Below are 13,053 nucleotides of genomic sequence, written 5' to 3' on the forward strand. Positions count from 1 at the left end.
GGGAGCGCCAGTACCGTGACCACCGCCAACGCCAGGCCCGTCGTCCTGATGGCCGAGAAGCTCGCGCCGTCGACGCTGGAGGTGTTCGGCGACGAGGTCGAGATCCGGCAGGTCGACGGCACCGACCGTGCCGCGCTCCTGGAGGCGGTGACGGACGCCGACGCGCTGCTCGTCCGCAGCGCCACCCAGGTCGACGCCGAGGTGTTCGCGGCGCAGCGGAACCTCACCGTCGTCGGCCGCGCGGGCGTCGGGCTCGACAACGTCGACGTCCCCGCCGCGACGGCGGCCGGCGTCATGGTCGTGAACGCCCCCACGTCGAACATCGTCTCCGCCGCCGAGCACGCCCTCGCGCTGCTCCTGGCCACCGCCCGCCACATTCCCGCCGCCGACGCGAGCCTGCGCCGCGGCGAGTGGGCCCGCAGCAGGTACTCGGGCGTCGAGATCCAGGGCAAGACGGTCGGCGTGGTCGGCCTCGGCAAGATCGGCCAGCTGTTCGCGAACCGCATCAGGTCGTTCGACACCCACGTCATCGCCTACGACCCGTACCTGCCGCAGAGCCGCGCCGCCCAGCTCGGCATCGAGCTCGTCCCGCTCGAGGAGCTGCTGACCCGCGCCGACATGATGACCATCCACCTGCCGAAGACCCCGGAGACCCAGGGCCTCATCGGCAAGGAGGCGCTGGCCAAGACCAAGCCGGGCGTGATCATCATCAACGCCGCCCGCGGCGGGCTCGTCGACGAGGAGGCCCTCGCCGAGGCGATCCGCTCCGGCCAGGTCGGCGGCGCCGGCGTCGACGTCTACGTCACCGAGCCGACCACCTCGAGCCCCCTGTTCGAGCTCGAGGAGGTCACGGCCACCCCGCACCTCGGGGCGTCGACCGCCGAGGCGCAGGACCGCGCGGGCACCGACGTCGCGCACTCCGTGCTCAAGGCCCTGCAGGGCGACTTCGTCCCGGACGCCGTCAACGTCCAGGGCGGCGCCGTCGGCGAGGAGGTCCGCCCCTGGCTGGGCATCACCCAGAAGCTCGGGACGCTGCTCTCGACGCTGGTCGGCCAGCCGTCGAGCGTCATCGTCGAGGTCCGGGGCGAGCTCGCGCACGAGGACGTCGGGGTGCTGGAGCTGGCGGCGCTGCGCGGGGTGTTCGGCGAGGTCGTCGACGAGGCGGTCACCTTCGTGAACGCGCCCGCGCTGGCCGAGGAGCGCGGGGTCACCGTCGAGGTGGAGACCGCGAGCGAGAGCCCGAACCACCGCAGCGTCGTGACCCTCCGGGCGATCCCGGACAGCGGCGAGGCGGTCACGGTGTCCGGCACGCTGACCGGCCAGGACCAGGTCGAGAAGCTCGTGGAGATCAACGGTCGGTCCTTCGACATCCGCGCCGAGGGCCACGTGCTGCTCTTCGAGTACACCGACCGGCCGGGCGCCATGGGCACCGTCGGCACCCTGTTGGGGGAAGGCGGGGTCAACATCGAGGCCGCCCAGATGTCGCAGAACCGCGACCGGGGCACGTCGATCATCCTGTTGCGGGTTGACCAGGCCGTATCGGACGAGGTCCTGGCCCCGATCGGGCAGGCGTTGAGTGCCCGGACCACCCGGTCGATCCCCTTCGGCTGATATCGAAAGAGTGACGGAGGGTCCGCGGATGAGTCGGCCGGGTGATCCGGTGCGGAGTCCGGCCGACACGCGCGGTAGCCTCCACCGGAGGTGAGCCCGGTCGCACCATCGAGGTCGGCCCGTCGGGGGAGGAAGTCTGGACATGCGACTCGCGGTGGTTCCCGGTGACGGCATCGGACCCGAGGTCGTCGGTGAGGCACTGAAGGTTCTCGGTGAGGTCGCGCCGCAGATCGAGTCGACGCACTACGATCTCGGAGCGGCGCGCTGGCACTCGACCGGCGAGCTGCTCCCGGAGTCGGTGCTCACCGAACTGCGCGAGCACGACGCGATCCTGCTCGGCGCGGTCGGCGACCCGTCGGTGCCCAGCGGGATCCTGGAGCGCGGCCTGCTGCTGCGCCTGCGCTTCGAGCTCGACCACCACGTCAACCTGCGCCCGGCGCGCCTCTACCCCGGGGTCCGCGGCCCGTTGTCCGCCCAGCCGGAGATCGACCTCGTCGTCGTCCGCGAGGGCACCGAGGGCCCGTACGCCGGCACCGGCGGCCTGCTGCGCAAGGACACCCCGCAGGAGATCGCGACCGAGGTCAGCGTCAATACCGCGTTCGGCGTCGAGCGGGTGGTGCGCGACGCGTTCGACCGCGCCTCGAAGCGGGAGCGCCGCAAGCTCACCCTGGTGCACAAGACGAACGTCCTCACCCACGCCGGCTCGCTGTGGTCGCGCGTCGTGGAGGAGGTCTCGCTGGAGCACCCCGAGGTCTCCGTCGACTACCAGCACGTGGACTCGACGACGATCCACCTGGTCACCGACCCGTCGCGCTACGACGTGATCGTCACCGACAACCTCTTCGGCGACATCCTCACCGACCTCGCGGCCGCCGTGACCGGCGGGATCGGGCTCGCGGCGTCCGGCAACCTCGACGTCAGCCGCGCCAACCCGTCGATGTTCGAGCCGGTCCACGGCTCGGCCCCGGACATCGCCGGCAAGGGCATCGCCGACCCGACTGCCGCCGTGCTGAGCGTCGCGCTGCTGCTCGACCACCTCGGTGAGCCGGAGCTCGCGCGCCGCGTCGAGGCCGCCGTCGCGTTCGACCTCGCGACCCGCGACCACCAGAACCCGGGCGGCACCCACGCCGTCGGCGACCGGCTCGCGGCGCTCGTCTCGTCCGCGACCGGCACCCGCAGCCTGGCGTAGGTCTCCGCCCGGAACCCCGCGAGGCCGGCGTGCGCTGGAGGATCGACGCCGTCCTCGCGGTGCTCTGGGCGCTCGGCGGCGTCGTCGTCGCCGGGTACTTCTGCTACCTCGCCCTCGGCCCGCCCGCCCTCGGTTCACCGGTGCCGCTGGTCGTCCTCGCCGTCGTCGCGCTCGTCGGGTTCTCGACGGTGGCCTGGCGCCACCACCGGCGCGACCGCGAGACCCGGGCCGAGCGGTCCTCCGGCCCCGTCGGCGGCTGGGTCGGACGACGGGTTCCCGACGACGGCGGCCGGGTCGCCGGGGGCCGGGACCCCGCGGCACCCCCGCAGCTCTCGGACCGCGGCAAGGCCGAGCTGGCGCGCATCGTCGGGATCGCGGACCACGCCGGACTGTTCGCACCGCGCGCCCCGGCGCCGGTCGACCTGGTGGAGGCGGTGGCGGACGGCGGCGAGCCGGTCACCCTCGACGTCGTGCTGGCGGCGGTCGAGGAGGCCGACTTCTGGCGCCCCGGGTTCCGGGCCGAGGACCACCTCGCGGCGCTGGCGTTCCACGCCTCCCACACCGAGCAGCTCGCCGAGACCCTCCGCGGCCAGGTCGAGGACCTCGCCCGGCTGGTCGGGGACGTGTTCACGGTGCGCCTCGTCGACGTCGACCTCACCGCGGGCGGCCGGACGCGGCTGGGGCTGGAGCTCGGACCGGTCGGCGGCCCGCGGCACCGGCGGACCCTCGACTACCGCGGCGCCGCGACGTACCTGAGCACCGAGCTGCACGTCGCGGTGGCCGGCGCGCTCCGGGCCGCGACCCCGCCGTCGTCGTCGGGATGGCCCCGGCTCGCGTGGACGTGGTCGGACCAGGGGGTGTGGCTCGCGGCGCTGCGCGGCACCTCGGTGGAGGCGCTCGACGCCGAGCTCGGACGGGCGATCGCGGACCCGTGGTGCTGGGTGGACGAGCAGGAGCCGGTGGCCGCCGGGGACCGACCGGGCCCGTAGCCGCCGGGGACTACGCTGGATCACCGTGCGTCTCGCTCGGATCGCCCATCACGACGGTGTCTCCTTCGCCGCTCTGCAGTCCCCGACGACCGGGGGTGGTGAACCCACCGCAGGCGACGTCTGCGCGGAGATCGCCGAGCATCCGTTCGGCGACCCGACCTTCACCGGCCGGACCTGGCCGCTCGCCGACGTCCGGCTGCTCGCGCCGATCCTGCCGTCGAAGGTCGTCTGCATCGGTAAGAACTACGCCGAGCACGTCGCCGAGATGGGCGGCGGCGACGCCCCGGCGAACCCGCTGATCTTCATGAAGCCCTCGACGAGCGTGATCGGGCCGGGCCTGCCGATCCTGCGGCCCGCCGACTCGCAGCGCGTCGACTACGAGGGCGAGCTCGCCGTCGTCATCGGCCAGCCGTGCCGCGACGTGCCCGAGGCGCGCGCGAAGGACGTCGTCCTCGGCTACACCGTCGCCAACGACGTCACCGCCCGCGACCTCCAGTCGGCCGACGGCCAGTGGACCCGCGCGAAGGGCTACGACACCTTCTGTCCGCTCGGCCCGTGGATCGAGACCTCGCTCGACCCGTCCGACCTCGCGATCGAGACCACGCTGGACGAGGCCACCGTGCAGAAGTCCCGGACGTCGATGCTGATCCACGGGATCGAGAAGCAGATCGCCTACATCAGCCGCGTGATGACGCTGCTGCCCGGCGACACGATCCTCACCGGCACCCCGGCCGGCGTCGGCCCGATGGTCGACGGCCAGACGGTGTCGGTGACGGTGGAGGGCATCGGGACGCTGACCAACCCGGTGAAGGACCGCCCATGAGCAGGCGCCGGGGCGGCGGTGGGGCCGAGCAGGAGTCGACCTCGCAGGACTGGGTGGCCACGCTCGCCGACGAGGTGATCGCCGCTCACGAGAAGGAGGATCCCGACGGGGCCCGTGCCATCGTGTGCGCCTCGGGGCTCTCGCCGTCGGGCCCGATCCACCTCGGCAACCTGCGCGAGGTCCTCACCCCGCACCTCGTCGCCGACGAGATCCGCCGCCGCGGCATCGCCTGCGAGCACCTCATCTCCTGGGACGACTTCGACCGCTACCGCCGCGTGCCGAAGGGCGTCGAGGGCGTCGACGACTCGTGGGCCGAGCACGTCGGCAAGCCGCTCACGTCCGTGCCGCCGCCCCGGGGCAGCGAGTACGCGAACTGGGCCGAGCACTTCAAGGCCCCGATGATCGACGCGCTCGAGCGGCTCGGCGTGCCGTACCGCGGGATCAGCCAGACCGAGATGTACACCTCCGGCGCCTACGTCGAGCAGACGCTGCTGGCGATGCGCGAGCGCTCCCGCATCGACGGCGTGCTCGGCCGGTTCCGGACGAGGAAGAACGCCGAGACGGCCGACTCCGACGACGACGGCGAGGGTGACGACGGCGTCGATCCCGACGAGGCCCCCTTCGACGAGGATCTGGCTGGCTCGGCGTCGGGGGAGTACTTCCCCTACAAGCCGTACTGTGGCGCGTGCGGCACCGACGAGACCGCGATCGTCGCCTACGACGACGCCACCACCGAGATGACGTTCACCTGCGCGTGCGGGTCGTCGCAGACGGTGCTGCTGCGGGAGTTCACCCGCGGCAAGCTGGTCTGGAAGGTCGACTGGCCGATGCGGTGGGCCTACGAGGGCGTCGACTTCGAGCCCTCCGGGGTGGACCACTCGTCGCCGGGCTCGTCGTACGAGGTCGGCGGGCTGCTGGTCTCCGAGATCTTCGGCGGGCGGCAGCCGATCGGCCCGATGTACGCCTTCGTCGGCATCTCGGGGCAGGCGAAGATGTCGTCGTCGAAGGGCGGCGTCCCGACGCCGTCGTCGGCGCTCGAGGTCTTCGAGGCGCCGCTGCTGCGCTGGCTCTACGCCCGTCGCCGTCCCAACCAGGCGATCAAGGTCGCGTTCGACGCCGAGCTGCACCGGCTCTACGACGAATGGGACGCGCTCTCGCGCAAGGTGGCTGCCGGGACGACGGGTGCCATCGAGACCCTCGGGCACGCCCGGTCGGTCGCGACGGCCGAGCGGACCCTGCCGACGACGCCGCAGCCGGTGTCGTTCCGGACGCTGACCTCCGTCGTCGACGTGACCACCGGCGACCCCGAGCAGCTCGGTCGGCTGCTGTCGGGTCTGGTGCCGGGCGACCCGGAGGAGCCGGTCACGCTCGACGACCTGCAGCCGCGGCTGGGCTGCGCCGAGCACTGGGTCGAGCACTACATGCCGGAGGAGTCGCACACGCGCCTCCTGGCGGCGCCCGACACGGCCCTGGTTGAGTCGCTGGACGACACCGACCGCGAGTCGCTGCGGCTGCTGCTCGACGGGCTGGAGCAGGACTGGTCGCTCGACGGCCTGACCTCGCTCGTCTACGGGGTGCCCAAGATCCAGGCCGGGCTGCCGATGGACACCAAGCCCACGGACGAGCTCAAGGCTTCGCAGCGACGCTTCTTCGTGCTGCTCTACCGGCTGCTGGTCGGGTCGGACACCGGCCCCCGGCTCCCGACGCTGCTGCTGGCGGCCGGTCCGGACGCGGTGCGTCGCCAGCTCCGCATGTGAACGAATTTGGTCGTCATGACGACCAAATTCGTTCACATACGCCGGAGGCGTCGAGGCCTTGGGCCGCGTCGTGGTCGGCCCGGGTCCCGTAGCGGTGCAGCTCCTCGCGGCGGGTGCCGAGCATGACCTGCCGGTGCGGACGATCCGCCAGCGCCTCGGCCACCACCCGCGCCGAGGTCCCGGCCAGGTAGGGCTCGACCATCGTCACGGTCGGCGCCGCCGCGTGCTCCGGGGCGAGCGCATCGACGGCGGCCCGGAGCCCGGCGGCGTCGAACGGACGCGGCGTCGTCGTGTAGAGCACGCTCAGGTCCCGTCCCGACCGGGCCACCGCCGTCAGTACGGTATCGAGCATCGGCCCGACCGCGACGACCACGCCCTCGCTGCCCTGCCGGATCGTGACCAGTCCGGGCCCGTGGTGCGGGGCGGCGTTCGTCGCGTCGGAGAGTCGCACGTAGATCCGGCCCTGCGCGGCGATCGCGTCGCGCACCAGACGGTCGGCCTCCTCGGGATGCCCGGGCACGTGGACCGTCCAGCCCGGCAGGGTGTCGATCAGCGCGACGTCCTCGGGGGCCTCGTGCGTCCGTCCGCCCCCGCCGACGTCGTAGGACGCGCCGATCGAGACGAGCACCGCCCCGCTGTCCTGGTGCCCGAGGTCGAGCTTGAGCTGCTCGAAGGGGCGCTCGACCGCGAACGGGGCGTACGAGTGGATCACCGGACGCAGCCCGGCGAGCGCGAGCCCGCCGCCGACCCCGACCATCAGCTGTTCCCGGATACCCACGTTGATCACGCGGTCGGGGTGCCGCGCGGCGAGCGCGGGGACCGGGTCGGCCGCGGCGGAGATGTCCGCGAGCACCAGGGCGACGCGTTCGTCCCCGTCGACGGCGTCCGCCGCGGCGTGCAGGAACGCCTCGCGCATGGTGGCCGGGACGGTGAGGGTGGCGGTCATCAGGAGTCCTTCCGCTCGACGCGCGCGACAACGGCGAGGGGCCGGTCGTCGTGCGCGGCGTCCAGGGCGATCTCGATCGCGTCGTGGTCGCGGCCGTCGACGGTGATCGCCCGCCAGCCCTCGGCCAGGAAGCGCTCGGCGAGGCCGGTCTCGCTCCACGTGCCCGGCCAGCCGTGGGTCGCGGAGGAGTTGTCGACGACGACCGCGGTGAGGTTCGCGAGGCCGCGTCGCCCGGCGTAGGCGATCGCCTCGTGGTTGGAGCCCTCGTCGAGCTCGGCGTCGCCGACCAGGACGACGACCCGGGGCTCGCCGTCCGGCCTCGTGATCCGTCGCGCCCGCAGGCCGATCGCGGTCCCGACGGCGAGCGGCAGGCCGTGACCGAGCGACCCGCTGCCGATCTCGACGCCGGGGATCAGCGTCCGGTCGGGGTGGAGGCCGAGGCGCGAGCCGGGACCGGCCCAGTCCACGAGCTCGGTGGGGTCGAGGAACCCGTGCGCGGCGAGGACCGCGTAGTACGCCATCGGGCCGTGGCCCTTGGAGAGCAGGAAGCGGTCGCGCGCCGGGTCGGCGGGGTCCGCCGCATCGACCCGCAGCACGCGGCCGTAGAGGACGTGCAGGACGTCCAGCGTGGAGGTGGCGGCGGCCGAGTGCTTCTCGTCGCCGGTCATCAGCGCCATCAGCCGGCGCAGCTCGTCGGTGGTGACGGGGGGTCGCACGGTGGTCATGGGACGACCGTGCAACCTGGAGCGCGGTTCAGGTCAAGCGTGATTACCTCAGGAAGCTGCCGAGCACGCCACCCACGCCGTTGACGCCTCCGACGCCGCTCTGCTGACCACCGCCGGTACCGGAGATCGCGCTGAGCGGCACCTCCTCGGAGGCCTGCACGACGACGAACCCGCGCCCCGCGAACGCCATCGTGAACGACTCGCCCGTGGTCCGGCCGATGAACATCCCGATCCCGAACTGCTCCACCCGGTGCACACCGACCTGCAGCTCGGCCGACCACGCGATCGCGGCCTGCGGGTCGGCGTAGGTCGGGGCGTCGACGGTGAGCACCACCGGCGAGCCCTTCGCGGTGATCGCGAGCCGACCCCGGCCGCGGAAGACGCAGTTGAACAGGCCCGCCCCGCCGATCGAGCCCGCTCCGGAGACCATCTGGATGTCGTAGGACAGGCTCGGCTCGAACGCGAGGACGTTCTTCCCGTTGATCGTGAGGGCGTCGTCGGGACCCTCGAGGTCGATGATGTGCACGTCGGCGGCCGCGTCGGCGAGGAAGACGTCGCCGCGCCCCGACAGCCGCATGAGGGGCACGCCCTCGCCGGTGATCTTCTGTTTGACGAACCCGCCGATCCCGCCCGCGCCCTTCGCCTCGAACTGGACGTCACCCTGGTAGGCGACCATCGAGCCCTGGCGCGCGAGGACCTCGCCGTCGAGCTCGATCTTGAGCATCTTCGAGTTCTGCAGGCGCAGTCCCGGCTGGGCGGACTCCTGCTCCTGGTTCTCCGGGGCGAACAGATGGCTGCGCATCGAGGCCTCCTAGTGACTCACGGTGCTCGGATCAGGGAAGTGTGCCCCAGATCATCCGTCTCGCGATCACGAAGAGTCAACGACGCGGCGGGCCATGATCAGCGAGGAGCGCAGCGACCCGTCGTGACGCCGGTAGTGCCGGTCGCGCAGCCCCTCGACGGTGAACCCGGCGCCCGCGTAGAGCGCGATCGCGCGGCCGTTGTCGGGCCACACCTCGAGGTCGACCTTGTGCGCCCCGGTCGTCCGGGCGTGCTCGAGCACGGCGTCGAGCAGCCCGCGCCCGCCGCCCCGGCCGCGGGCGTCGGGCAGCAGCATCATCCCGATCGAGAGCACTCCGGAGATCCGCTCGAGGGCGGTGGTCACACCGACGACCCGCTCCCCGTCGCGCAGCACCCATACCCCGCCGCGGCCGTCGCCGTCGATCAGGGTGCGCAGCCCCGCGGCGCGGGCCGCGACGTCGACCGGTGGCTGCGCCCCGATCGTCCCCTCCTCGGCGACGACGGCGGCGATCGCCGCGGCGGCCTCGACGTCGTCCTCCGTGGCGGCCCGGATCTCCACGCCGTCCAGCATGCCCCGCCCGGGCTCAGCGCGCCGACGCGTAGACGACGACGTTGTCCTCGTAGGACCGCGCCGCCCGGTCGAACGCCCCGCCGCAGGTGATCAGCCGCAGCGACGGGCCGACCGTCGGCGCGTAGACCTTGTCGGCCGGGAACGCGTCCTTGTCGACGGTCTCGATCGCGTCGACCGCGAAGTGGGCGACGGTGCCGTCGCTGCGCGGCACGTCGATCGTGTCGCCCGGCTTCAGGTCGCGCAGGTGGTAGAAGACGCCCGGCCCCTGCCAGGAGTCGACGTGGCCGACCATGACGGCCGTACCGGGGTCGCCGGGGGTCGCGCCCTCGCCGTACCACCCGACGTCATGGGAGGTGGCCGGCGCCTGGAGCGCGCCCGTCCTGTCGAGGCCGAGCGACCCGACGTCGCGGGCGTCGATCCCCGCGGCGGGCACGACGAGGCCGGACGGGTGAGCGGCGATCGGCGCCGCCGGGGCGAGGGCGACCGGGCCGCGGACGGCGCGGGCGGGCGCGCGGACGCTCAGGGGGACCAGCGGGGAGGAGGCGGCCTGGGTGGTTGCGGCCGGGGCGGGTGCGGCCGGCGCGGTCGCCGGGCGGGCGGCGAGGGCGACGAGGGGCGACGTGGTCGATCGGGTCAGGCGCTCGGTCAGCGACACGAGCGCCGAGCTCGGGGCGGCGATGGCCGCGGGCGAGGTGGCGGGCGCGGGGGAGGCCGCGTGCACGTTGACCGGGACCAGCCGGCTCTCCTGGGCGGCCATCCCGCCGAAGCCCGCCGGGACCCCGCCCCGGGGCTGCTTGCCCGACCGCGGGGTGGGGCTGGGGCGCTGGGCGGGCGCGCTCGACGCGGGCGCGGGGCTCGCGGGCGCGGGGCTCGCGGGCGCGGGGCTCGCGGGGAAGGCCGAGGCGGCATCGGCGACCGCGGTGACGGCGAGCGCGCCCTTGGCGTCCCGCCCGACGACGACGGTGGCGACCGCCGTGCTCGCGACCGGCACCGTCGCGACGGCGCTCTCCCCGTTCGTCGTGCGGACGTCCATCGTCCAGGTCTTGGCGTCGACCTCCGCGTACGAGGAGCCCGAGCCGTAGAACAGGCCCTGGGCGAGGGTCCCGCCGCCGCGGGCGATGACGTCGAGGGGCCCGACTCCGTCGGCCGCCGAGACGACCCGGACGAAGCCCTTCCCCGGCGGGGCCGCGGTCGTGCCGTCGTTGAGCACCTCGGCCTGGGGCGTCGAGTTCGGGCCGACGTCGACGAAGGCCGCCGTCTGCGCCGTGCGCGGACCGACGGCGACGGAGGCGGTGAGCGCGGCCGGGGTCGTCGGGGCGGCGCCGGCCGGCCGGGCCTCGAGCGTGTACACGCCGGGTGACCCGGTCAGGTAGGAGCTCACGGTCCGGTAGGTGACGTCGGAGGCGACGCGTGTCAGGGGGAGCCCCGGCCCGGAGACGTACATGTCGACCGCGCCCGTCGACGGCGAGAGGTGCGCGACCCGGAGCACACCCTGGTCACCGGTCGGCGGGCCGAAGAGCTGCAGCGACGCCGGGAGGGCAGGGGTGTCGATGAGGCCGGCGAGGACGTCGGCGGGCGCGATCAGGGGAGCGGTGGCCGCGAGCGGCGTCGAGGGGGTGACGACGGGCAGCGCCACGGCCGGGAACGACACCGGCGGGACCGACACCGACGGCACGGACACCGAGGGCACGGACACCGGTGGGACCGATACCGAGGGCACGGACACCGACGGCACGGACACCGACGGCACCGAGGCCCCGGGGAGTTGCACCGCCGGGGTCTGCGCCGACGGCAGCTGCACCTGAGGCGTCTGCACCGAGGGCAGGTTCACCGCGGGCGTCTTCACCTCGGGGAGCTGCACCTGGGGCGTCTGCACCGCCGGGAGCTTCACGGCCGGCACCGACACGGCCGGGGCCTGGGCCGCGCCGGACCCGGAGTCGTGCGACGCCGACGACGAGGACCCGGAGGACACCTTCGAAGGCGACCCCGAGACCCCGTCGAGCACCTTCGGCAGGACGCCGGAGCCGGACTTCGAGCCGGCCGCCGTCGACGATCCGGAACCGGACGACTTCGACGCCCCCGACTTCGACGACCCCGACTCCGACGAGCCGGACGTCGAGCCCGAGAGCGCCCCACCCAGATCGAGCGCCGGGCTGCCCGACCCCGACTGCGACCCGGACGACCCCGAGCCATCCCCGGACCCGTCGTCGTGATCTGCCAGCAGGAGGTGCCCGCCCGCGGCGAGCACGGTCGGCGGTCCGCCCGGTGTCGACGTCCCCGCCACGACGAGTCCGAGAGCCGAGGTGATCACCACTGCCGTCGCCGCCCGCGCACTGCGTCTCATCCGGGTGCCGCTCCCGTTCGCATGGGGTCGATCCCTCCGGCGGGGACCCACCACTCACCGGTGGAACGACGTTCACTCGTCCGCGTGACGCCGTTCGGCCGAGTATCGCAGCGTGACGGAGAGCGCACGCTCCGGGTGGCAGGCACGATCAGGGGCATGACCGACCCCACGCCCGGGCGGGCGCTGCCGTTGGAGGGTGTCCTCGTCGTGGCCTGCGAGCAGGCGGTCGCCGCGCCGCTCGCCACCCGTCACCTCGCCGACCTGGGCGCTCGGGTGATCAAGGTCGAGCGAACGGGCCGCGGCGACTTCGCGCGCGACTACGACACCGTCGTGCACGGCCTCTCCAGCCACTTCGTCTGGCTGAACCGGTCTAAGGAATCGGTCAGCGCCGACCTCAAGGACCCGGACCAGCTCGCCCGCGTCCGCGACCTGATCGCGGGGGCCGACGTCTTCGTCCAGAACTTCGCGCCGGGCGCGGCCGAGCGGCTCGGGCTCGGCGCGGACGACCTCCGTCGGGACCATCCGGGCCTGATCCACTGCAGCATCTCCGGCTACGGCTCGACCGGCCCGTACCGCGACGCCAAGGCCTACGACCTGCTGATCCAGGCCGAGGCCGGACTGGTCTCGGTGACCGGCACCGAGGACCACCCGGCCAAGGCGGGGATCCCCGCCGCGGACATCGGGGCCGGGATGTACGCGTTCTCCGGCATCCTCGCCGCGCTCTACGACCGGGAGCGCACCGGCGAGGGGACCACCTTCGAGGTCAGCCTGTTCGACGCGCTCTCCGAGTGGATGGGCTTCCCGCTGCAGTACGCGGCCGGCAGCGGCCACGCCCCCGTCCGGGCCGGGACGAGCCATCCGGCCATCGCGCCGTACGGGGCGTTCGCGGCCGGCGACGGCGTGGAGGTCGTCTTCGGCATCCAGAACGAGCGGGAGTGGGAGCGCTTCTGCGAGGTCGTGCTCGACGACCCCGGGGTCGCCACCGACGAGCGCTTCGCCAGCGGCTCGGCGCGCGTCGAGAACCGTCCCGCGCTGCACGGGGCGATCGACGCGGTGCTCGCCGGGCTGACCGGCGACGAGCTCGTCGAGCGGCTCGAGCGGGCGGGCGTCGCCAACGCCCGCCGTCGAACGCTCGACGAGGTCCTCACCCACCCCCAGCACGAACAGCGCGGACGCTTCGTCGAGGTGGACAGCTCCGCCGGGCCCGTCCGGACGTTGCTGCCGCCGATCACGTTCGACGACGGCCGCACCCCGCGGATGGGCCCGATCCCGGACGTCGGGCCCGGGGTCTGACGAG

Annotated in this window: 11 protein-coding genes; 6 read left to right on the plus strand and 5 right to left on the minus strand. The window is 73.7% G+C overall.

Annotation, left to right across the window (positions count from 1 at the left end):
• Positions 1-48 precede the first annotated feature (48 nt).
• The 5 genes from serA to lysS all read left to right on the plus strand — a co-directional run bounded on the left by serA (position 49) and on the right by lysS (position 6,369).
• The gene (serA, locus tag LQ327_RS27050) at positions 49-1,611 is read left to right on the plus strand and encodes a phosphoglycerate dehydrogenase (protein ID WP_230739261.1); all 1,563 of its coding nucleotides are present in this window, start codon (positions 49-51) and stop codon (positions 1,609-1,611) included.
• Between the two features lie 142 nt (positions 1,612-1,753).
• A complete protein-coding gene (locus LQ327_RS27055; RefSeq protein WP_230738925.1) occupies positions 1,754-2,800 on the plus strand; it encodes a 3-isopropylmalate dehydrogenase in 1,047 nt (348 codons plus the stop codon).
• A gap of 29 nt (positions 2,801-2,829) precedes the next feature.
• Positions 2,830-3,789 (plus strand): hypothetical protein, encoded by a 960-nt coding sequence (locus tag LQ327_RS27060; protein WP_230738926.1) that lies wholly within the window; start codon positions 2,830-2,832, stop codon positions 3,787-3,789.
• A 25-nt stretch (positions 3,790-3,814) separates the two neighbouring features.
• Positions 3,815-4,612, plus strand: coding sequence for a fumarylacetoacetate hydrolase family protein (locus LQ327_RS27065; protein WP_230738927.1), 798 nt, complete (start codon positions 3,815-3,817; stop codon positions 4,610-4,612).
• On the plus strand, positions 4,609-6,369 hold the full coding sequence (lysS, locus tag LQ327_RS27070) for a lysine--tRNA ligase (RefSeq protein ID WP_230738928.1): 1,761 nt from the start codon (positions 4,609-4,611) through the stop codon (positions 6,367-6,369). Before LQ327_RS27065 ends, lysS begins: the two co-directional genes overlap by 4 nt.
• Positions 6,370-6,382: 13 nt before the next feature.
• Here lysS and LQ327_RS27075 read toward each other — a convergent pair whose 3' ends face one another.
• From LQ327_RS27075 to LQ327_RS27095, 5 genes are all read right to left on the minus strand, one after another.
• On the minus strand, positions 6,383-7,315 hold the full coding sequence (locus LQ327_RS27075) for a transketolase family protein (protein WP_230738929.1): 933 nt from the start codon (positions 7,313-7,315) through the stop codon (positions 6,383-6,385).
• Positions 7,315-8,040 (minus strand): thiamine pyrophosphate-binding protein, encoded by a 726-nt coding sequence (locus LQ327_RS27080; RefSeq protein WP_230738930.1) that lies wholly within the window; start codon positions 8,038-8,040, stop codon positions 7,315-7,317. Before LQ327_RS27080 ends, LQ327_RS27075 begins: the two co-directional genes overlap by 1 nt.
• Before the next feature lie 43 nt (positions 8,041-8,083).
• Positions 8,084-8,842 carry an AIM24 family protein gene (locus LQ327_RS27085; protein ID WP_230738931.1) on the minus strand — a complete coding sequence of 253 codons (759 nt, stop codon included), beginning with the start codon at positions 8,840-8,842 and terminating at the stop codon, positions 8,084-8,086.
• A 66-nt stretch (positions 8,843-8,908) separates the two neighbouring features.
• Complete coding sequence (locus tag LQ327_RS27090; RefSeq protein WP_230738932.1) at positions 8,909-9,400, minus strand: GNAT family N-acetyltransferase; 492 nt, start codon at positions 9,398-9,400, stop codon at positions 8,909-8,911.
• 25 nt (positions 9,401-9,425) lie between these two features.
• Entirely contained in the window at positions 9,426-11,756 is a 2,331-nt protein-coding gene (locus tag LQ327_RS27095) for a class F sortase (protein WP_230738933.1), read from the minus strand.
• 156 nt (positions 11,757-11,912) lie between these two features.
• On the opposite strand from LQ327_RS27095, the gene LQ327_RS27100 reads away from it, so the two are divergent.
• Positions 11,913-13,049 (plus strand): CaiB/BaiF CoA transferase family protein, encoded by a 1,137-nt coding sequence (locus LQ327_RS27100; protein WP_230738934.1) that lies wholly within the window; start codon positions 11,913-11,915, stop codon positions 13,047-13,049.
• Positions 13,050-13,053: the final 4 nt, after the last annotated feature.

Source organism: Actinomycetospora endophytica (genome assembly GCF_021026375.1).
GTDB classification, from domain to species: Bacteria; Actinomycetota; Actinomycetes; order Mycobacteriales; family Pseudonocardiaceae; genus Actinomycetospora; species Actinomycetospora endophytica.